This is a genomic window from Pseudomonas sp. LB3P81 (assembly GCF_054897965.1).
Window position 1 is genome coordinate 2,681,125 of the sequence record NZ_JBUBVG010000001.1, and the last position, 22,184, is coordinate 2,703,308.

At 60.3% G+C, this 22,184-nt stretch carries 17 protein-coding genes; 11 read left to right on the plus strand and 6 right to left on the minus strand.

Features of this window, described 5'->3' with window-relative positions; genetic code table 11:
- Positions 1–202: 202 nt before the first annotated feature.
- The 5 genes from cobJ to ACYZTL_RS12470 form a co-directional block, all read right to left on the minus strand.
- Positions 203–1,900, minus strand: coding sequence for a precorrin-3B C(17)-methyltransferase (gene cobJ / locus ACYZTL_RS12450; protein WP_461952032.1), 1,698 nt, complete (start codon positions 1,898–1,900; stop codon positions 203–205).
- Entirely contained in the window at positions 1,900–2,631 is a 732-nt protein-coding gene (locus ACYZTL_RS12455; RefSeq protein WP_017336332.1) for a precorrin-2 C(20)-methyltransferase, read from the minus strand. Before ACYZTL_RS12455 ends, cobJ begins: the two co-directional genes overlap by 1 nt.
- On the minus strand, positions 2,631–3,257 hold the full coding sequence (locus ACYZTL_RS12460; protein ID WP_461952033.1) for a precorrin-8X methylmutase: 627 nt from the start codon (positions 3,255–3,257) through the stop codon (positions 2,631–2,633). The genes ACYZTL_RS12455 and ACYZTL_RS12460 overlap by 1 nt, the downstream gene beginning before the upstream one ends.
- Entirely contained in the window at positions 3,250–4,557 is a 1,308-nt protein-coding gene (gene cobG, locus ACYZTL_RS12465) for a precorrin-3B synthase (RefSeq protein WP_461952034.1), read from the minus strand. The genes ACYZTL_RS12460 and cobG overlap by 8 nt, the downstream gene beginning before the upstream one ends.
- 164 nt (positions 4,558–4,721) lie before the next feature.
- The gene (locus ACYZTL_RS12470; protein WP_461952035.1) at positions 4,722–5,495 is read right to left on the minus strand and encodes a hypothetical protein; all 774 of its coding nucleotides are present in this window, start codon (positions 5,493–5,495) and stop codon (positions 4,722–4,724) included.
- A 292-nt stretch (positions 5,496–5,787) separates the two neighbouring features.
- On the opposite strand from ACYZTL_RS12470, the gene cbiE reads away from it, so the two are divergent.
- The 11 genes from cbiE (at position 5,788) to ACYZTL_RS12525 (ending at position 17,341) form a co-directional block, all read left to right on the plus strand.
- A complete protein-coding gene (gene cbiE / locus ACYZTL_RS12475) occupies positions 5,788–6,999 on the plus strand; it encodes a precorrin-6y C5,15-methyltransferase (decarboxylating) subunit CbiE (RefSeq protein ID WP_461952036.1) in 1,212 nt (403 codons plus the stop codon).
- Complete coding sequence (locus ACYZTL_RS12480) at positions 6,992–8,089, plus strand: cobalt-precorrin-5B (C(1))-methyltransferase (protein WP_461952037.1); 1,098 nt, start codon at positions 6,992–6,994, stop codon at positions 8,087–8,089. The genes cbiE and ACYZTL_RS12480 overlap by 8 nt, the downstream gene beginning before the upstream one ends.
- Entirely contained in the window at positions 8,086–8,820 is a 735-nt protein-coding gene (locus tag ACYZTL_RS12485) for a cobalt-precorrin-6A reductase (protein WP_461952038.1), read from the plus strand. Before ACYZTL_RS12480 ends, ACYZTL_RS12485 begins: the two co-directional genes overlap by 4 nt.
- Before the next feature lie 271 nt (positions 8,821–9,091).
- The gene (locus tag ACYZTL_RS12490; RefSeq protein WP_461952039.1) at positions 9,092–9,490 is read left to right on the plus strand and encodes a DUF2946 domain-containing protein; all 399 of its coding nucleotides are present in this window, start codon (positions 9,092–9,094) and stop codon (positions 9,488–9,490) included.
- 48 nt (positions 9,491–9,538) lie between these two features.
- Positions 9,539–10,024 carry a copper chaperone PCu(A)C gene (locus ACYZTL_RS12495; RefSeq protein WP_461952040.1) on the plus strand — a complete coding sequence of 162 codons (486 nt, stop codon included), beginning with the start codon at positions 9,539–9,541 and terminating at the stop codon, positions 10,022–10,024.
- A 21-nt stretch (positions 10,025–10,045) separates the two neighbouring features.
- A complete protein-coding gene (locus ACYZTL_RS12500; protein ID WP_461952041.1) occupies positions 10,046–10,504 on the plus strand; it encodes a DUF2946 domain-containing protein in 459 nt (152 codons plus the stop codon).
- Positions 10,505–10,725: 221 nt separating this feature from the next.
- Positions 10,726–12,843 carry a TonB-dependent copper receptor gene (locus ACYZTL_RS12505; RefSeq protein ID WP_461952042.1) on the plus strand — a complete coding sequence of 706 codons (2,118 nt, stop codon included), beginning with the start codon at positions 10,726–10,728 and terminating at the stop codon, positions 12,841–12,843.
- 125 nt (positions 12,844–12,968) lie between these two features.
- Positions 12,969–14,348, plus strand: coding sequence for a PepSY-associated TM helix domain-containing protein (locus ACYZTL_RS12510; protein ID WP_461952043.1), 1,380 nt, complete (start codon positions 12,969–12,971; stop codon positions 14,346–14,348).
- Positions 14,349–14,601: 253 nt separating this feature from the next.
- Positions 14,602–15,390: an ABC transporter ATP-binding protein gene (locus ACYZTL_RS12515; protein WP_461952044.1), complete on the plus strand. Its 789-nt coding sequence runs from the start codon at positions 14,602–14,604 to the stop codon at positions 15,388–15,390.
- Entirely contained in the window at positions 15,387–16,334 is a 948-nt protein-coding gene (locus tag ACYZTL_RS12520) for an ABC transporter substrate-binding protein (RefSeq protein ID WP_461952045.1), read from the plus strand. Before ACYZTL_RS12515 ends, ACYZTL_RS12520 begins: the two co-directional genes overlap by 4 nt.
- The gene (locus ACYZTL_RS12525) at positions 16,331–17,341 is read left to right on the plus strand and encodes a FecCD family ABC transporter permease (RefSeq protein WP_461952046.1); all 1,011 of its coding nucleotides are present in this window, start codon (positions 16,331–16,333) and stop codon (positions 17,339–17,341) included. Before ACYZTL_RS12520 ends, ACYZTL_RS12525 begins: the two co-directional genes overlap by 4 nt.
- 53 nt (positions 17,342–17,394) lie before the next feature.
- Here the strand turns inward: ACYZTL_RS12525 and ACYZTL_RS12530 are convergent, their stop codons facing one another.
- A complete protein-coding gene (locus ACYZTL_RS12530) occupies positions 17,395–22,089 on the minus strand; it encodes a DUF4329 domain-containing protein (RefSeq protein WP_461952047.1) in 4,695 nt (1,564 codons plus the stop codon).
- Between the last annotated feature and the right edge of the window lie 95 nt (positions 22,090–22,184).

A 22,184-nucleotide genomic window follows, 5' to 3' on the forward strand; every position in this document is an offset into this window, starting at 1 on the left:
ATTAATTAAGCCTGCTTCTTGCAGACCACTAAAAACTAACAACCAAGATCACCACAGTCAAACCAACAAAACACAAATGTTATTTAAATCATTTCAGCAAGCATCAATAGAAACAACGAAGAGCCCATCAAGTAAAACAACAAAGGACTGTAAAAATATTCAATCATTGAAGTAGCCGGCCTTGCACCGGCTACTTATCAGTTTATGGCTTGCTGCCATACCAGCGTGGTGTATACACCCAAACCCCACCTTCCGGGCGAGGAAACACACACGTGGTCGAGGAACCTACAAGGACCATGGTTCGCATATCCACTTGATCGGGAGTGAGTTGCCCTAAAGTGGTTACCCGCAACGTCTGCCCGGGACGGCCTACATCGCGGCCCAATACGACCGGGGTTTGAGGAAGACGATGCTGCGCGATGATTTCCAGTGCGCGGCCCAATTGCCAGGGTCGAGAACGGGAGATCGGGTTGTAGAACGCCAGGGCCAGATCGGCTTGCGCGGCCAAGTCCAGCCGCTTCTCGATGATCGACCAGGGCTTGAGGTTGTCCGACAGCGACATGACGCAGAAGTCATGCCCCAACGGCGCACCGGCCTGAGCTGCCGTCGCCAGGGACGCAGAAACACCTGGCAAAATTTCCAGATCAACGTTGTGCCAGGCAGCATCGGTGGACTCGTGAAGCGCTTCCAGCACCGCAGCTGCCATGGCGAAAACGCCCGGATCGCCCGACGAAACCACCACCACCGAACGCCCTTGCGCCGCCAGCTCGAAAGCGTGACGCGCGCGCTGCATCTCTTCGCGGTTATCGGTGCAATGCATCACTTGATCGGCGCGGAACGGGCCGGCCATGCGCACATAGGTTTCGTAGCCGAGCACATCATTCGCACGAGCCAACTCAGCCTTGACCGCCGGCACCATCAACTCGGCAGCGCCAGGGCCCAGACCAATCACCGCCAGACGGCCGCGAGGACGGCCAATCGACATGGGGTCCAAAGGCTGTTCCGCAACCGCGATGGCAATGGCGTCATCGCCAAAGATCGAAACAGGCTGGCCGGCGGCGTTGCGCGCCAGTTCGCTGAGCGCACCGGCATCGTTGACAAAGCGCAACGGCACGCCCAACTCAAGTGCCGCTTCACGCAACGTCGGGTTAGCCATTTCGCTGTCGGCAGCCAACAGCAACGCCACTGATTGCACAGCGATTTTTGCCTGATGCAACACGTCACGAATCGACACCGGCAAGTTCGTCACGCTGCCACTGACCGCCACCAACACGTTGCGCGGATAGATCAGCAGCTCATTGATCGCCGGCGTACGCTCGGCATTCCCTACATGGACGGCCAGTCGCGCTTGCGGATTTTCCGGTAACTGCGCGCGTGCCAACCAAGGCGCCGAGCCTTCAATACGCACCGTTTCACCGGCCAGCAAATCGGAAACGAAACGCTTGCCCAGTTCCAGATCGCCGAGTGCGTAGCCATTTGGCGGGTTGAGCAGACAAGTACCGAAGCGCAGTTCACCACTGGTAGTGATCGCGGCAGCCACGTCCAGAGCCGCCGCGATTTCCCGCGCCAGCACGTTCACACCGCCCAGACCGCCCAGCAGCGGAACCACCGCGCTACCATCTTCGGCCACCGCCAGCACCGGCGGCTCGGCACCTTTTTCCAGCAGCAACGGAGCCAGTGTGCGGATCACGATACCGGCCGCGCACAGTGCGATGATCGGCGTGTCCTGCTGGTAGAGCTCGCGCAGGGTGGCGCCGAATTCGTGATAGACACGGTCCGCGCCTTCAACCCGTTCGGCCAACCCATGGATCAAGGCCCCAGGGTACACCTGCTGAATCTTGCGCGCGGTCGCAAGGCTGCCATTGCCGAGTATGACAATCGCCGGAGCTGGACGAGTCATCAGCCTTGCCACCTTTCACCCGGAACGATGATTAGCGAGAAGTACGGCGACGACATCGGCTCGACCTGATCCAGCGGCACGATCTTCTGATTGGCCATGGTCGCGCGTTCAACGTACAGCGCACGTTCGGCCAATCCGAGTTCTTCCAGCACCTGACGGACCTTGGGGAAGTTACGCCCCAGCTTCATGATCACCGCCGCATCGGCGTCGGCGAGGCGACGTTTGAGATCGTCGTGAGGCAGCACGCCAGACAACACCGACAAGCTCTGATTGCGGTACACCAGCGGCGCACCGAGTACCGAAGCGCCGCCGAGCATCGAGCAGACACCCGGCACGACTTCGGCCTCATAGCGTTCGGCGAGACGATCGTGCAGGTACATGTAGGAGCCGTAGAAGAACGGATCACCTTCGCAGATCACCGCAACGTCACGTCCGGCATCGAGATGCGCGGCGAGTTCTTCGCCGGCAGCATCGTAGAAATCACTGATCACCTGTTCATAGGACAGCGGCGCCGGCAACGCTTCGGTGGTGACCGGATACACCAGCGGCAGCAAGGTTTGTGCGTCCTGCAAATGCGCCTCGATGATGCCGAAGGCGTTGCCCTTTTTGCCTTTGGCGACGAAGTACGCCACCACCGGCGATTCGCGCAGCAGGCGCAGGGCTTTGACGGTAATCAATTCCGGATCACCGGGGCCGACGCCGAGGCCGATCAAACGTCCAGGTTGTTGCATCATTCGATCTCCGTGGCGAGGGCATTGACGGCGGCGGCGGCCATGGCGCTACCGCCCAGCCTGCCTTGCATGATGACAAACGGCACGCCGCGACTGTCCGCCGCGAGTGCGGCCTTGGATTCGGCGGCACCGACGAAGCCCACCGGGAAGCCGAGAATCAGCGCCGGTTTCGGTGCGCCCGCGTCGAGCATTTCCAGCAGATAAAACAAGGCGGTCGGCGCATTGCCGATCACGACGACGCTTCCTTCCAGATGCGGGCGCCACAGTTCCAGCGCGGCAGCGGAACGGGTATTGCCCAGCTCACGGGCCAGTTCGGGAACACGCACATCACGCAGCGTGCAGATGACCTGATTGTTCGCCGGCAGACGCGCGCGGGTCACGCCTTCGGACACCATCCGCGCATCGCACAGAATCGGCGCACCGGCGGCCAGCGCATCGCGCCCGGCCTTGCCCGCACCTTCAGAGAATTGCAGCCCGTCAATCGCATCGACCATGCCGCAGGCGTGAATCACCCGAACCGCGAGTTTTTCCAGATCGGCAGGGATTCGCTCGAGGTTGGCCTCGGCGCGAATGATCGCGAAGGAGTTGCGATAGATCTCCTGACCGTCGCGAATGTAATCAAGCATCAAGGGGGCTCCGTGAGCGGGCGTCGAGCAAGGCTGCGACCGCTTCAATAGTAAGGTTGCGTGCGTGCAGGGCGCCGAAACCCGGCTGCCCCGCTTCGCGAAAATAGAGGTCGTAATGACCGGGGCTGATCGCCAATAAAGTGACTGGCGCGATATGCGCTGCGGCGCAAGAACGCGAGCAGCCGGACAGATGCACGTTCAGTACCTGGCCATGACGCAGCAGCAGCGCGGCCAGTTGCAGAGCGTCGCCCTTGGTGTCGGCCAGGCCTTTGCCACAGCCACTGGAACCGGTGCAGGCAATCAACCGTGACAAGGGCTGATCGGCGTCGCACAAAAGGCCCAACCGATCCAGGCGCCGGATGACTTCATCCGCATTCTCGTGACGAATGTTCGGCAACAGCAGGCTTTGCCAGGGAGTGAACCGCAGCGTCGCATCGCCGTATTCCTGCGCCAATCGAGCGACGCCCCGGAGCATGGCGCAATCGAGCCGCCCCAGCGGCGGCACCGCGCCGACATAAACATGACCGGCTTGCGCCTGCGCCTGCGCGCCAATGTGTAGAACATGTGAATTCTGTGAGCGCTGCCAGACGGCAACAGGCTGAAAGGGCACGCGTTCGGCCAGTCGAGCGAGGAACCCGGCGACCGGAACGCCGACCAGCAAATGGCGCATGCGCGTTTGCTCGGGACGCGCCAGCTCGAGGAACAACTCAAGCACCGCGACCACCAGGTCGTGGCCATCTTCCAGTGCAACCGAACCTGCCGGCGTGTCAGTGGGGCACCCCGCCAGACCGAACGCCAGCCGGTGCTCGCCGTCTCGTGCGAAAGCCGAGAGCCACAGATCATGGGGGTGTTCGAGCATCGCCAGGGCTTCACCGCCATCGAGTTGCACGGCGAACTTGGCACTGAGGTCGTGGAAGTGTTCGTGGCGTTGGACGGTGGCCAGAATCTGCTCAGCCAGCGGGCGGGTGTCGAACAGCATGTGCCGATCGATCCCGGCGCTCGGGCTGAGCATCAGGTTGCGCACGTCATCGCCCGCCGCGCTTTGTGGGCCAAGGCCTGCGTCCAGCATCTGCTCGATCAATGCCGCCTGTTCGCCGCCAACCCCGCGTATCTGCAGGTTGGCGCGGTTGGTCGCTTCAATAAGGCCGTTGGCGAAGCATTCAGCCGCGCTCGCCACCGCTTCGGCCTGAGCGCTGCTGATGGAGCCGCCGGTCAACTTGATCCGACAGATGCCTCCATCCAGCGCCGGGACGATACGCAGCAACCCCGGGCAGGCCGAGGGGCGTAAAACGGTGGACATCGTGCGATCGTTCAAGGGCATGACCCGTTCAGGTGGCGAGGCACTTCGCGGGCGAAGCGGGCGGTATTATGCCTGCTTTGCAACGGGGTATGAAAAGCTTGTCGGACGACCAGAACGTCAACCGCCCCACCTGGCGGGGTACTGCCGAATGAATGCGAGTCTACTTACATTCGCAGGAGATACTCGCGACTGCGCTCGGTGATTTTCGCCCGCATCCTGTCGGCCAGGCTGTCGAAGCGACTACGGTCCAGGGTGAACGTCCCATAGTGCTGAATCAGAGTGGCGTCATGATCCAGCCACTTGATGAACAGAAATTGCTCCGGGTTCACCGCGGCCACATACCATGCGTGAATCAGCATGAGCGTCAACCGCCCTTTGGCATCATAGGCGCAGGGCATGGTTTGAAATTGTCGCCCCTGCTCTCTCCCGCTTGTCTGCCCCAATAAAGCGGAGGCCTGAAAATTGTCTTTCAGCGACTCGAAAGCCTGCATTGCGGCGCTGTACATACTGCCGCTGGCTTGGGGTTTGAGTGTCTCCAGGATTTCGTTGGTGATGGGCTCATACAACACAACCTGCCGACTTTCGAGCATCACCGGACGCGGATGAATCCAGCCGAGATGCCAGAGCCCCAAAGTGTAATGTTTCAACCACTCATACCATTGGGTTTCACGGTTGTATTGAGTGTCGGTGTACTGTTCCAGGTAAAGCGCGCAATCCAGCGCAATTTGCTCATCGTCTTCGGACACCCCTGCGGCGACAGAAACAATCGTGCTCCCGGCCAAGGCTGCGCGGCTACCAGCGATAGCCCGGCGAGGCTGAACAACGGTCAGGGAGCGTGGCGTGCGCTGCGCTGCATCACTGGCAGATACCGGTTCAGTCAGACCAAGAAAGGCCAGACTGTGTTCCAAGGGTGGAAACTTCATAGATGTATCGAACATAAAATTCCTTTTTAATTGTTTACTTAGTTAAAGCCAGAGTTAACCGGCCACTCAAACTAATCAGATACCAGCCCTCCAACAATCCTCGATATAACTCAAGATATTTAACTTTGCGCAGGCGGCTGATTGTTTAACGGTCGCTTATCCACTTCGGGTTTATTCAGCAATCAAGGAACAGCCCTTCGGCCAGTTGGAGGACATGCATGAAAAACCGCACCGGCGCGGTATCATCCCGCCCAGGCCCGAACCCGGTTGCAATTCATGCTGTGGGTCGTTTTTTCAAGGAGCAGGCATGACGCCCTGGCTGACAGTAATAGGCATCGGTGAAGACGGTTTCAAAGGCCTGGGCAAAAACGCCCGGCATGCGCTTTTGCGTGCATCACGGATCTTCGGCGGCCGGCGGCATCTGGATCTGTTACCGCCGTGCATTCGTGGCGAGCGCCAATGCTGGACGAGCCCGTTTTCCGTCGAGCCTGTGCTGGCCCTGCGCGGTGAGCCGGTTTGCGTACTCGCCAGCGGTGATCCAATGTTCTTCGGCGTCGGTGCCACCCTCGCACGGCAACTGCCCCGCGAAGAAATGCTGATCCTGCCGGCGCCCTCCTCCTGCTCGCTTGCCGCCGCGCGAATGGGCTGGCCATTGCAGGACGTCGTCACGCTGTCGGTCGTCGCCCGCCCGATTACGGCGCTCAACGCGCAGTTGTTCAGCGGCGTTCGCCTGCTGGTGCTCAGCAACGACGGTCAAAGCCCTGCGGCGATTGCTGCACTGTTGCGCGAGCGCGGGTTCGGGCCGAGTCGTCTTACCGTGCTGGAACAGGTGGGCGGTGAAGCCGAACGGCGCATCGACGGCGTCGCCAGCGACTGGGCCGATCCAGTTATCGCCGATCTGAATCTGGTCGCCATCGAATGCATCGCTGAACCCAATGCGCCGCGTCTGTCGCGACTGGCCGGCCTCCCGGACTCGGCGTTCAAGCACGACGGCCAACTGACCAAACGTGATGTACGCGCGATCACGCTCGCTCGACTGGCCCCGGTCCCCGGTGAACTGTTGTGGGATGTCGGCGCCGGCAGCGGCTCGATCGGCATCGAATGGATGCGTGCCCACCCGAGTTGCCGGGCACTGGCCATCGAAGCCGATGAAGGACGGCAACTGTTGATCGAGCAAAACCGCGACGCGCTTGGCGTACCCGGTCTGCAACTGATACGCGGCAAGGCGCCGCAAGCCCTCGCCGGACTTGAGCGCCCGGATGCGATTTTCATTGGTGGCGGCGTTACTCGCGAGGGTGTGCTGGACACTTGCTGGGCTCAGCTGAAGCCCGGTGGTCGCCTGATCGCCAATGCCGTCACACTGCAAAGTGAAATGACCCTGATGGCCTGGCGCGAGCAGCACGGTGGCGAGCTGACGCGCGTTCACATCGCCCAGGCGCAGCCGCTGGGCGACTTCGACACTTGGCGCCAGGCGCTGCCGATTACCTTGCTGGACGTGGTCAAACCTTTCGATGCGTGACGAAACCGCCGAACAACCCGCACCGCTGCGCAGCGGCCTCACGACGGGCAGTTGCGCCACCGCGACCAGCCTTGCAGCCGCTCGCTTGCTACTCGGCGGCGGGAGCGCGGACGCCGTGGACATCGTCCTGCCAAAAGGCAAGCACGTGCAGATGCGTCTGGAGTTCTGTCGGCTGCTGGAAGACGGCGCCGAAGCCGGCACTATCAAAGATGCCGGCGACGATCCGGACGTGACCCACGGCGCGCTGCTGTTTTCCCACGTGCGATTGAACGCCGAACCGGGCATTCGTTTCAGTGCCGGTCGGGGTGTGGGCACGGTCACCCGGCCAGGACTGGTGTTGGGTGTCGGCGAACCGGCGATCAACCCGGTGCCGCGCAAGATGATCTCCGACCACCTGACCTTGCTCGCTGAGGAACTTGGCTATCACGGCGGTTTCGAGGTCACGGTAAACATCGAGGGCGGCGAAGCGCTGGCGTTGAAAACCATGAATCCACGGCTGGGCATTCTCGGTGGCCTGTCGATACTCGGCACCAGCGGCATCGTCCGGCCGTTTTCCTGCGCGGCTTACATTGCCTCGATCCATCAGGGCATCGATGTGGCGAAAACCAACGGTTACCTGCACATCGCCGCGTGTACCGGCAACGCCAGCGAAGACACCATGCGCCGGGTCTACGACTTGCCGGAAATCGCCCTGATCGAGATGGGCGACTTCGTCGGCGCCGTACTCAAGCATCTGCGCAAAGTGCCTGTGGATAAACTCAGCCTGTGCGGCGGCTTCGGCAAGATCAGCAAACTGGCCGCCGGGCACATGGATCTGCACAGTCGGCATTCGAGCATCGACCTGCCGCAACTGGCCGAATGGGCCGCGGCCATTGGCGCTGATGAAGCGTTGCAGCAGGCGATCCGCGAAGCCAACACCAGTCAGCAAGCGCTGGCGATGGCCAGCGCGGCCGGCATCGCACTCGGCGATGCGGTGTGCGGGCACGCGCTGGCGTTTGCGCGCAGTGTGGTGCCGACGCAGGTTCAGGTTGAAGTGTTTGCCATCGATCGCCAGGGCGGGATCGTCGGCCATGCGGGAGCTTTTCAATGAAGCGCATCTTGCTGCTCGGCGGCGTGACGGAAGCACTGGCGATCGCCCGTACGCTGGGGCCGGAGCACATTTACAGCCTGGCCGGCGTCGGTCGAGTGCCGACCGATCTGAATTGCCAGGTTCGCGTCGGCGGCTATGGCGGTGCCGAGGGCCTGGCGCAATTCATCAGCCATGAAGGGGTCGATCTGCTGCTGGACGCGACTCATCCCTACGCGGCACAAATCAGCCAGAACGCTGCGACTGCCGCGCAGCTGGCCGGCATTCCCTGCTGGGCACTCAGGCGTCCGGCCTGGCAGCCGCAGGCCGGGGATGACTGGCGCGACGTCAGCGACTGGGCCGAGTTGATCGAAGCACTGCAACCCTTCCATCGACCGCTGTTCACCCTCGGCCGCGAACCCTTGCAACATCTGCATGAAATCCCCCCGGAGCAATTCTGGACGTTGCGCGCACTGGATGTTTATCCGGGCAACGAACGCTGCGAAGTGATTGGTGCACGCGGGCCGTTTCTGATCGACGATGAACGTAAGCTGTTTGAACGTCGGCAAATTGATGTGCTGATCAGCAAAAACAGCGGCAGCACCGCCACCGAGCCGAAACTGGAAGTGGCGCGGGAGCGGGGGGTGCCGGTGCTGGTGTTGAAAAGGCCGGTGTTGCCGGAGGTTGAGCGGGAGTTTGGGGATGTGGGTGAAGTCCTGGCCGCACTGACGGATTGCAATCTGACGGACGCGTAAGTATTTGTGGCGAGGGAGCTTGCTCCCGCTGGGCTGCGGAGCAGCCCCAAAAAAAGGGACTGCTGCGCCCAAGCGCGGACCGGTCCAACGGGAGCAAGCTCCCTCGCCACAGGTTGTAGGCTAGCCACAACTCCTCCCGGCATTTCAAATCGGAGCAGCTACACTCATCTGAAATACACTGCGACACCAAACCGCACGCCGCGTTTTTACTTATCGGCACTGATCAGGCTAAATAGCCGCGCTTGATCGCCCACCCAACCGGATCTGTCCCATGTCCCGACAACGGCTCGCAATTGCCTGGATCGCCTGCTTCGCAGTGCTGTTCAACATGCTCGCCATGCCGATGACCGGAGCGATGGCGCAGACGGCGAAATCGCCGGCCGAGCAGGTGTTGTGGGGCAGTTTCTGTTCGTCCACTGGCACGAAGATGGTGGCGACTTCCCTGGGGACGCTTGAGCAGAAAGCCCCGCAGAATGACGATCATTCCAACATGCAGCATTGCTGGTGCTGTTCCGGCTCAGCGCCGCTGGTGGCATTGCCCGGGCATGTGCCGCAGTTGTACTTCGCGCGTTTCGATGCCAATCGAAGCCTGCCCGCCGCCACTCTCGACACACCCACTCCACGCCAGCAATGGCCGAGCCTCAACCCCCGCGCTTCCCCTCTGGTGTGATTCCTTCTCGCAATTGACCTGCGTCTTGAATCGTTCCGGAGAACTGCCATGTTGAACAAACTCATCGTTCTGGCTGCGTTGCTGCTGCCTGCCTGCTTTGCCAATGCCCATGAATACAAGGCTGGCGAACTGGAAATCGCTCATCCGTGGTCGCAAGAATTGCCATCGAATGCGCCGACCGTCGCGGCTTACTTTGTGATTCAAAACAAGGGCAAGACGGCTGACAAACTGCTCAGCGTCGATTCGCCGATTGCAGGCATCGCCCAGTTGCACGAGCACGTGATGCAGAACGATTTGATGAAAATGCAGCAGGTGCCCACCGTCGAAATCCCGGCCGGTGGCGACGTCACTTTTGCACCGATGGCCTACCACGTCATGCTGCTGGAACTGAAAGACCGCAGCCTGCTGAGCGATGGCAAGCGCTTCCCGCTGACGATGCATTTCGAGCAGTCCGGTGACGTGACCGTCGAAGTCTCGGTGCAGAAAAAGGCACCGGAAAGCATGCAAGCGCACGCGCACGCGCACAACCCGTAATCGCCAGAGCTGAATACGCCCATGCGCCCGCTTGGCACCAGGTCACCCGCCTCCCGCCGTCAGCCCTTGAGCCTGACTCGAGGCAGCTGGATCAGCCTGTTCGCCATGTTGATGATCTTCATCGGTCCGCTGATTTCTCAGTCGATGCCGATGGATCAGCGCGCCTCCGCCCTGATGAAAGTCTCCATGAGCATGTCGATGGACATGCCCATGGATATGTCAGCCATGGAGCACGGCGCCCACGACGTGCAAGCCGCTGCCGAGCACTGCCCACCCAAGACGCCTCATCACGCCATCTGGGAAAAGTGCGGCTATTGCAGCCTGCTGTTCAATTGCCCGGCGCTGACGGGTGGCCAGTCCTTCATTGCATTCGATACACCAACAGCTACCACCTTCACCACACCTGCCACACGCCTGGGCCACGCCCGGCAAACCTTCTTCCCCGGCGCCCGCACCCGCGCACCGCCCGTCGTCGCGTAAACACCTACCCGATCTCACACGGTCCTGAAGACAACCAGAGCAACCTGTGGGAGCGGACTTGTGTGGCGAGCGAGCTTGCTCGCGCTGAGCTGCGTAGCGGCCCCTTTTGTGAGTGCTGCGCACTCAAGCGGGAGCAAGCTCCCTCGCCACACAAGCCCGCTCCCACAGGGATTGCGCAGGCTGCCGGCCGTGTCGTTTACGACTGTTCGATGGAAATTGTCATGTCCAGGTTTTCTGCTGACACACGCTTGAGCGCTGCCCAGGCTTCTTTTGCCCTGAACGAAACGCGCGTTCGTTTCAGGCACGCTACCGCCGTTATTTGCGGCGCACTGCTGACCCCGATGGTGCTGGCCGACGAGCACGCCGGCCACAATGAGGAACTGAGCCCGACGGTGATTACCGCCATCGCACCGAGTTCGCCGCTGACCATCGTCACCAACCCCAAGGACCCGCGCCAACCAGTGCCGGCCAGTGACGGTGGCGATTACCTGAAGACCATTCCCGGCTTCGCCCTGGTGCGTAACGGCGGCACAAATGGTGACCCGGTACTGCGCGGCATGTTCGGCTCACGACTGAACATCCTCACCAACGGCGGCCAGATGCTCGGAGCCTGCCCGGGCCGGATGGACGCACCGACCTCCTACATCTCCCCGGAAACCTACGACAAGCTCACCGTTATCAAAGGCCCGCAAACCGTGTTGTGGGGACCGGGCGCATCGGCCGGCACCATCCTGTTCGACCGCGAACCGGAAAGCTTCGGTCAACTCGGCACGCGGGTGAACGCCAGCGTATTGGCAGGCTCCAACGGCCGCTTCGACAAAGTAGTGGATGCCGCCGCCGGCGGCCCGTTGGGTTACGTGCGAGTGATCGGCAACACCGCGCATTCCGACGACTACCGGGACGGCAACAACGACACCGTGGCCTCGCGCTACGACAAGTGGAACGGTGACGTCGCCGTTGGCTTGACCCCGGACGCCGACACGCTTCTGGAACTCACCGCCGGCAAGGGCGATGGCGAAGCCCGTTACGCCGGACGCGGCATGGACGGTGCGCAGTTCAAACGCGAAAGCCTGGGTCTGCGTTTCGAGAAATCCAGTATCGGCGACGTGCTGGACAAGGTCGAAGCACAGATCTACTACAACTACGCCGACCACGTGATGGACAACTACACCCTGCGCACACCGTCGGGCACCGGGATGATGGCTGGCCCGATGGCCTCCAGTGTCGATCGCCGAACCCTCGGCGCACGGATCAAAGGCACCTGGCGCTGGGCCGATGTGCAGTTGATCAGCGGCATCGACGCGCAGACCAACGAACACCGCAAGCGCAGCGCCATGGGCATCGACACCTATAAGGATTTGCCGCGCAACAAGGACGCCGACTTCCACAATTACGGCGTGTTCAGCGAACTGACCTGGTACGCCGCTGACCGTGATCGAGTGATTACCGGCGCGCGACTGGACCGCGCTTCGGCGAAGGATTTCCGGCAGACCACCGGCTCCGGGATGATGACCCGCCGCAACCCGACCGCGGATGACACCCGCGCCGACACCCTGCCAAGCGGCTTCATCCGTTACGAGCATGATCTGGCCGACAACCCGACCACGCTGTATGCCGGTCTCGGTCACACCCAGCGGTTCCCGGATTACTGGGAGCTGTTTTCGCCCAACTCGGGCCCCGTCGGTTCGGTGAACGCCTTCGATTCGATCAAGCCCGAGAAAACCACCCAGCTCGATTTCGGCCTGCAATACAAGACCGAAGACCTCGAAGCCTGGGCCTCGGGTTACGTCGGGCAGGTGCGCGATTACATCCTGTTCAACTACACGCCCGGAATGATGGGCATGACCTCGCAAGCCGAGAACATCGACGCGCGGATCATGGGCGGTGAACTCGGGGCGGCTTACAAGCTGACGTCGAACTGGAAGACCGATGCGACCCTGGCCTATGCCTGGGGCAAGAACAGCAGCGACGGCAACGCGTTGCCGCAAATGCCGCCGCTGGATGCGCGTTTCGGCCTGACCTATAGCGAAGACAACTGGAGCGCCGGCGCACTGTGGAGAGTGGTCGCGGCGCAAAACCGTATCGACCAAAACAAGGGCAACGTGGTCGGCAAGGACTTCGACAAGACCTCGGGGTTTGGCGTGTTCTCGCTCAACGGTGCCTATTGGATCAACAAGCACTGGAAGGTCAGCAGTGGCGTGGACAACCTGTTCGGCAAGGCTTACGCCGAGCATTTGAACCTGGCCGGCAACGCCGGTTTTGGCTACCCGGCCAATGACCCGCAGGCCATCAAAGAACCGGGGCGAACGCTCTGGACCAAGGTGGACATGAGTTTCTAACAAAAAGTCAAAAGATCGCAGGCTTCGCCAGCTCCTACATTGGCACGTACACCCGTAGGAGCTGTCGAGTAAAACGAGGCTGCGATCTTTTCAAAACAATTGATTCGCCAAGCGGAGCACAACCGATGAAACAGCCTAAAGTGAACTTCTACAACCTGGCCTGGCGCTGGCATTTTTATGCCGGTCTGTTCGTCGCGCCATTCATGGTGATGCTGGCCCTGACCGGCGTCATTTACCTGTTCAAGCCGCAACTCGATCCGTTGATGTACGGCAGCCTGATGAACGTCCCGGCCGGTCACCACAGCCTCCCAGCCGACGACCTGCTCAAGCGGGTGAAAGGCGCTTATCCACAAGCAACGATCAAGCAATACCTGCCGCCGATCAACACCGAACGCAGCGCGCAATTTGTCGTGCTCAATGCCGGTAACGAGCTGAACGTTTTCGTCGATCCGTACCGCGGCGACATCCTCGGCGAGCAAGACGCGAAGAAAAATCTGCAAGCCGTTGCCCGTGCGATTCACGGTGAATTGATGATCGGCACGGTCGGTGATCGACTGATCGAAATCGCCGCTGGCTGGGGCGTGGTGCTGGTGGTATCGGGAGTTTTCCTCTGGTGGCCACGCGGTCAGGCAGCGGGAATTCTTTGGCCGCGCCTGAGCTATCGCGGGCGCGCGCTGTGGCGCGATCTGCACGCGGTCACCGGATTCTGGGGCGCGGCATTGTTGCTGGTGATGCTGCTCAGCGGCATGGCCTGGACCGGGTTCTGGGGCAAGCAATACGCCGGCGTCTGGAACGTGTTCCCGGACGCCATGTGGAATGACATGCCCAAGTCCGACGTCGAAGCACGCAGCCTCAACACCGCCACGCGCCAGACCGTGCCATGGGCGATGGAAAACACGCCGATGCCGATGTCCGGTGACCACGCCGAACACATGGCACACGGCACCGCCCAGCCCGGTCCCGCCGCACCGACCATCAGCCTGCAAGACGTGCAGAACATCGCCGAACAGCGCAAGGTCGAGCCAGGTTACAGCATCACGTTCCCGACCACGGCCACCGGCGTATTCACCATCGCAGTGTTCGCCGACGACCCGCGCAACGACGCCACCCTGCATGTCGATCAGTACACCGCAAACGTCCTCGCCGATGTGCGCTTCGAGCAATACGGCACCGTAGCCCGCGTCACGGAAATCAGCGTGATGCTCCACGAAGGCAAGATGTTCGGCGTGCTCAACCAGATCATCGTGCTGCTGATCTGCCTGATGATTCTGCTCAGCGCCGTCAGCGGCGTGGTCATCTGGTGGAAGCGCCGCCCGCAAGGCAAGTTCGGTGTTCCACCGCTGCGCCATGATCTGCCGACATGGAAAACCGGAGTGGCGATCATGCTGGTACTGGCGGTGGCGTTTCCGTTGGTGGGCGCTTCATTGGTGGTGGTCTGGTTGCTGGATCGAGTACTGTTTTCACGATTCACCCGACAAACTGAATCGGCCTCATCTTCATCATGAAACGGCTGAGATGCGTGTTTTAGAGGGATCTGTAGACTTCGTGCGCTTATCACACGGTCATTTTGGTGAGCCGCGGTCGTTCTTCGTCACCGCTGATTACACCTTTTGATTCAAGGGCCCCTTCGCGAGCAAGTCGAATCGTCGCACCGCCGCTCCCACATTGGATCGCATTCCAATGTGGGAGCGGCGGTGCGACGATTCGACTTGCCCGCGAAAGCGTCATCAGCATCACCGCAAATCTTCGAGTAAATGCATGACCTCGCTGAACCTCACCCACCTCGCCTGGACACCCTTGGGTCACGGCCACTGTCATCACCAGTTCCAGTTGCGTGACGCCTCCCTGCACGTGGCCGTCGGTGAGTTTGTCGGGTTGATCGGCCCCAACGGCAGCGGCAAGACCAGCCTGCTGCGCTGCGCTTATCGCTTCAGCAAACCGGAGAGCGGTGAGGTCAGGCTCGACCACCACAACGTCTGGAGCCAATCCTCACGCTGGTGCGCGCAACGCATCGCCGTAGTGTTGCAGGAATTCCCCGACGCCTTCGGCCTGACCGTCGACGAAGTGGTCGCCATGGGCCGTACACCGCACAAAGGCCTGTTCGACGGCGACACCCTCGAAGACCGGAACCTCGCGACTCAAGTACTGGAATCCGTCGGCCTCAAAGGTTTCGAAGACCACGCTTTCGCCACCCTCTCCGGCGGTGAAAAACAACGGGTAATTCTCGCCCGCGCCCTGGCCCAGCAACCGCAAGTGCTGATCCTCGACGAGCCCACAAACCACCTCGACCCACGCTATCAGCTTGAGTTACTGAAGTTGGTCAAGCGCCTGAAGATCGGCACGCTGGCGAGCATCCACGACCTCAATCTCGCCGCCGCTTTCTGCGACCGGCTGTACGTAATCAATCATGGCCGCATCGTTGCCTGCGGCGCCCCCAAAGAAGTCCTGACCACCCAGCTGCTGCGCGATGTGTTTGGCGTCGAAGCGCTGATCGACGAACACCCCCTGCACGGCTACCCACGAATCACCTGGATAACCCAACCATGACTTTGCGTTCCCTGCTGTGCGTCGCTCTGTTGCTGGGCAGCGCCCAAGCGTTTGCCGAGTCCACGAAATATCCGCTGAAGATCCAGAGCTGCAACCGCGACGTGACCTTCACGCAAGCACCAAAACACGCAGTCAGTCACGACATCAACATGACCCAGATGATGCTCGCCCTCGGCCTCAAACCTCGCATGGCCGGCTACAGCGGCGTGACTGGCTGGAAGTCGGTCACGCCCGAGATGCAGGCCATCCTTGATGGCCTGCCGGAGCTGGCGGCCAAGTACCCGTCGGTGGAAACCCTGCTCAACGCCAACGTCGATTTCTTCTTCGCCGGTTGGGACTACGGCATGCGCGTCGGTGGTGATCTCACGCCGCAGACGTTGCAGCCGCTGGGCATCAACGTCTACGAGCTGACTGAGTCTTGCGCCTTCGTGATGAAGCGTCCGGCGGCCAGCCTGGAAGACACCTACAACGACCTGCGCAACCTCGGCAAAATCTTCGACGTGCAGGATCGTGCCAATGCCTTGATCGCACAGATGCAGGCGCAAGTTGCGGACGTGCGCAAGGATCTGCCGGCCAACAAACCGCGCGTGTTCCTCTATGACAGTGGCGAAGACCGCGCCATGACCTCCGGCCGCCTCGGCATGCCGCAAGCGCTGATCGACGCGGCGGGCGGGCGCAATATTCTGGATGACGTCGACGCGAGCTGGACCCGCGTGAATTGGGAAAACGTGGTCGAGCGCAATCCGCAGGTGATTGTGATCGTCGATTACGGCGAGGTCACCGCCGAGCAGAAGGAGCAATTCCTGCTGAACAGCAAGGCGCTGCAATCGGTGGACGCGATCAAGAACCAGCGCTTCATTGTGATCCCTTACGTGCAGGCCACGCCGGGCATCGACAACGTGCTGGCGGTTGAAACCCTGGCCAAGGGTTTCCACGGCGAATGATGGATCGTCGCTACGCCTTGTTGCTAACGGTCCTTGGCGCGCTGTTGCTGGTGTCGTGCGTGGTGTCGCTGGGCTTCGGCCCGGCGCGGATGCCGGTGGATGTGGTGTGGCAGATTCTGCTGCACAAGGCGTTCGGTTTCGGCGATGTGAGCTGGACGGCCGGACAGGAACATATCGTGTGGTTGATCCGCGTGCCGCGCATGTTGCTCGGCGCATTGGTGGGCGCTGGCCTGGCGTTGATCGGCGCGGTGCTGCAAGCGGTGACGCGCAATCCGTTGGCCGATCCGCATTTGCTCGGTGTGACGTCCGGCGCGACGCTTGGCGCAGTGATCGTGGTGCTGCATGTCGGCGAAATCGTCGGCCTGCTGACCTTGCCCATCGCGGCGTTTATCGGCGCGCTGCTGAGCATGCTGATCGTGCTGATGATCGCCAACCGCAAGGGGCGGCTGGACAGTGATCGGCTGCTGTTGTGCGGTGTGGCGGTGTCCTTCGTGATGATGGCGATCGCTAATCTGTTGCTGTTTCTCGGCGATCACCGTGCGAGTTCGGCGGTGATGTTCTGGATGCTTGGCGGCCTCGGGTTGGCGCGCTGGGAACTGCTCGCGGTGCCGGCCGCCAGCGTATTGCTCGGGCTGGTTTTGTTGTTGGGCATGGCGCGACCGTTGAATGCCTTGATGGCGGGTGAACAGACCGCGGTTACCCTCGGCCTCAATGCCCGGGCGGTTCGACTGCGGGTATTCGTGATCGCTTCGCTGATGACCGGGGTGCTTGTGTCGATCAGCGGCTCGATCGGCTTTGTCGGGCTGATGGTCCCGCACATTGCCCGGCGCCTGGTCGGCGCCGAGCATCGTCGGCTGTTGCCGGTGTGCGTGCTGATCGGCAGCTTTTTTCTGGTGTGGGTCGACGTCGCAGCTCGAACCATGATTGCCCCGGAAGACTTGCCCATCGGCATTACCACCGCGGCCATTGGCGGGCTTTTTTTCATTGGCCTGATGCGCAAAAGATGATTGGCGTCTGCCCGATTACGTCGCCGACAACCACGCCTCCGGGCTCCTGATTATCACAGCTCGTCCCGACTCCAGGTCATTACAAGGCTGGATGACTGCTTCCGGCGCTCGCGCCACTTTGTGCCCATGCGACCGGTTTGTCTCCAGTAATGCCCGGCTATCAACACCCTGAAGTCACCAAGGTCCACCAGGCTGGAGATAAACGTCGCAGGGGAAAGACGTTCGACCCACTTCCCACCTGCAAAATCCACTGGCTTCGTCAACAGCAGGTCTTTTTCGGCGCGTGTGTAGCCGGGGGTATATCTGAGCAATACGCCGTGAGGGCTTGAATAGTAGTAGTCCTTGATCTGGAACCCTTTGTCCCTGAGGTCATGGGTATGCGCGTAAACCAGGCTCGGTGCAGCAAAATTTGCATAGACCTCCTCGGTGTCAGGCGCCAATGTAGTATTTCCTGATAAATAGAACTGGTGACTGGCCACGAGCGTGTAACCGTCAGGGTATCGTGGTGATGGGTTGCGCCAGGTCGTGGAAGGATCCTTCGCTGTGCGGAATATCCGGGTGAAGGGGTTGTCTCCATAAGCGGAAATCGCGACCGGTTCGAGCGGGACGAAACGACGAGAAGTCACCCTGGCCAATATCGCGCCCTCATAACCGGCATCAAGTCTGTCGATGCCGCTACCCGCTCGCTGTTGTGCATAACGGGCAGCATCGTCGGCATGATCGAAGACCGGCCCCAGTGCCGGCACTGGCCTGGCTGCCCAGTATTCGTCGCTGGACGCATCCGGCATGCGTGGCTGCCAGTCCTCGCCAACCACTCCGTGACGTGACCAATAATCGCTGGTCACTATGACTTCGAGTTTTCCGGCCTTTGCCATGCGATGGATGTAGTCCGACAAATTGATCGTGCCTCGCAAAATGTCACGCTCGTCACCAGTGGCCTGTTCCAATGACGCGAACTGGTTTGACCTGATCTCTGCCTGACCATACTCATCGTAAAATTCTCCGGGCTCAAAGGGGGCCATGTCGAACCGCAACAGCGCACCATCGGCACAGGAGAAGTAAATCGGCCTGTACCCCTGCGGAGTGTAAGCAGCTGCGCACATCTGATGAACGTCGATCGGCGAGAAGAAAAACTGTCGGGAGTCATCGTCCAGTTCCCCTTCCGGCGCGCGTTGCGCGCTGAAATACAGAGCATGCAAGGCGCACCGGGCAGGTAGCGCTCCGTCGAGAAATACACGATCAAGCGCCATCTGTGAGCGCTGGGCTTCTACCGGCATATTGGCAAAGAAAACGCCGTCTCGGTCAGACCACAAAATGAAACCGAATGTCAGGGCCGTTCGGCTGCCTGAGGCGTCATGAACATGGCGCGCAACGGCGTCGTCCTGAACGAAAACCGGGCTGCAGGCTGGAGCGGTGACTGCCTTGGTGTAGTCCAGTACGGAAGGCAGAACCGCAGGATAGGGCACCCACCCGGTCAACGGGCCGCGCGCGCCCCACAACCGACTGCCTGTGACGACCTGCAGGTAATCTGCCTTGGTCAAAAAATCGACCCACTCACTGGGTTTCAATGCACCGTCGTATATTTTCTGTTTGATTTTTTTACCATCAAGGTCCGGTGGCAAACTTCCAAAATCAATCAGCGTTTTCGCGACATGCAGGCGGCTCAAAAGCCCCGTTCGGTAGCGAATCACCGAACCGTCAGGTCCGAACAGGTATTCATCGAGTGCCGTTGCAGACGGACGAGTAAATGCCGTGTACACGGTATCGACCGACAACATGTTCAGGTATGTCTGCTTCTCGATTTCCGATAACACCAGCGGCAGTTCTTTCACCACCCTTGACCGATAGCGTCCGGCAACCCGACACCCGGCCGGGAACAGTCCGGTGATTACGCTTTCGTCCGGATAGATCTCATTGATATTGAAATCTTCCCGAGAAACCTCGATCGGATCGGTGGCCACATACAGGCCATCCGCACGCGTCAAAACCACCCCGCCAAAGCGTTTTTTCGCATCAACGGGCAACCGGGAACGGGCATGTACCACCGCATCGTCCGGATCGTAAAAGGCCGGGCTCAGCCAGCGACGCTCCAGGTTCATATAGGGGCGCCACTTCAGGTCGACGGGCCACGCCCTGTCCCAGCACAAGCTCGTTCGCATTACGCTCAGCTCACCACTGTTGGCAACCACCTTGACGAAATCCGCAGGCAGCAACTTTCCGCTGGCCAGATTGTTCTTGATGCTCTCCAACCCCATGTGGGGTGTGCCGTCGTCAAACAGTTTGCTCCCGCCGCGATTGACGTATTTGAGCAGCGCTCCGTCCTGAGTAGCAATGTAAAGAGGTATGGGCTCATGCGGTTCCATGACCGGCCGACGCTGGGAGTAGCGAACCGAGAGGTAAAGGTCGTCAGGCACGATGAAATATTGCCCAAGCCAGGATCCAGCCTCCGGCGACGCAAGCCTCACGCGCCGGTGCGAATAAAAGAAGGCATGCTGGATGAAACCTTCAGGGAGCAGATACCACGGAGGTGTTCTGGAAACACCGAACACACTTTGCAGCTGGAACACAGTGTTCCGCTCGCTGTCGACCGGAACCAGCTCGGTCGAGACATACTCTTCCCGGTCCTGGTGTTTGAGGATGAAACCGAACCACGCTTTTTCTTCATCATTCAGGCGCGTGTCACGGGAATATCGATCCTGTGCGGCGTCATCTGCCGAGGAAAAAACCGCCCCGAACGCCGCTTGCTCCGGGCGTATCCATTTCGACGGTACAGAGGGGACGATCCATGAAGCCGATACCTGCCCGCGCGCGCCCCACAATTCACTGTTCACCAAAACGGTCAATCGACCAGCCGCCGCTTGCTCCCTGATGAAATCCCCGGGCCGAGTGGTTCCCGTATCCAGCGCAACCGCCAGCGGACCGGCATGTGTGCGGGTACCCAGGCGACTTTCCAGTAGACGCGCAGCAGGCGTTTCAAGAGGCTCAAACCTGACAGGACTGTTTCGCGCACCTGACAGGAACAGAGGGATCTCATCAAGCAAAACCTGCCTCATCTCTTCGACACTGAACGATTGCATGCTCAGAGCAGCTTCCTGACGAGACCACTTCAACCTTTCCACTTTCAGGGGATCAAGCCGCGAAAGCTCTTCGTGAGAAACATAATGCCCCTGCAAAACATGTTCGTCGGGAAAAACGGAGCGCCCTGCGTTGTCGAGAGGAAAAAACAGGCCGCGTCTGATCGAATCAATCCCGCCCTCCAGCGGTTCGGTGGCGATGAAACGCTTGTCGGCACGCTGAAAAATGTAGCCGGCATATTGCCAGTCGCGCCGGCTGTCGATGTTTGCATGGACATAACGCGCCGCATCATCGGCCGATAAAAATGCCGGACTCAACATCGGCCATGAAAAATCAGCGTAGGGTATCCAGTCGACCCCGACGGCCCCGAGCCGCTTCCACAGCGTGCTTCCCCGCACGACGTCAAGCCGGCCGGCCAGCAACACTGCCGAAACGAACTCACGGGGTCCAACCAGCCCGGTCTGCACCCTGGACTGGAGGCCTCCGGCGTCAATTGTTCCGTCAGGGTGCTTGACGCTCAGGGCCGCTTCAAGCTGAGAGCCGCTGAAGCTGTACTTCAACATCGCGGAATCCATGGCCTGCATGTACAGCGACAAGGGTCTGCCGGCGGTGAGCAGCGGTTTGCTCCTGGCATGGCATTCAACAGCGAGCGCCATTTCATCCGGTGTGAAGAAATTCTCGTAAAGCCAGTGCTGTTTTCGAGGGAAATTGGCAGGATCAGGTCGGGAGGCGTAATAGAATCCTTCCAGCTCATAGCCGTCGGGCCATTTCAGCTTGCCGTCGTCACCTGGCGGAAAAAAAGAGACTGGATCCCACGATGCCACCCCGGCGGGGCGCGCCTGTGTCGCTACATAGTCCTTGGCCACGCTGTTTTTTAGCACTAGCCCCGAAGTCTGTGCGCTTGCGGTTTTCAAGGCAGCAAGAACGGCCCGTTCGGCGCTGGCGCAAATGCGTGTCATCAATGGCAACGTTGTAACCACCCCCTTGGAAAAGGGTTTGCCTGGCTGCCAGTCCGACGGCACTTTGCCGACGGAGCCGGTCCAGTCCGCATTGGACACAATGACTTTCAGCTCGCCGATCGATGCAACCTTTCGGATGATATTCACCACGCCAAAGACACCGACAGGATTGCCAGGCGGTGCCCCCGCGAGGAGCCAGAGGTAATAGCTGAATTCTTCCTGCGAACCGCTGGGCGAATACTTCAACAGTAACCCGTCCGGCCCGGAGAGATAGGCGCTGGTAAAAAACGTACGTTCCGAGATATCGGCGATGACATCCAGATTGGAGAAGAAATTGATGAAAAGCCGGACAGTGAATTCATCTATGCCCGGATTGGCTTCGCGGACTTTATCGTGTGCCGGTGGATGGGTATGGACATTCGCGACGCAGGTATAACCATGGGGATGGACATAATTTCCGCGGGCGTCGGTATCCAGAATGGTTCTGAGATCAAACCGGTCGACCTCACCCGGTACAGGCCTTGTGGCCGCGAAATACCCGTCTGGCGATCGCACAATCACACTTCCGTACTCTCTGTCCGAATTGGCCGGAATCTGGTCATGAACCCAGTAGGCAGCATCCTCCTCGGTCAGAAACTCCGGGCTCAGTTTGGGCAATCTGGCTTTAGGTGGAGGTACAGCGGCGCGGGTTTGCCGGTTTAAAACATCGTTCATAACAGAGGTCCTGCGAGTTTTTTGGGATAGTTGTCGAGTTTGGCCTCGAGGTCTCTGTGAAACGCGGTACATAAATATCGTTTGTGTATCCATTT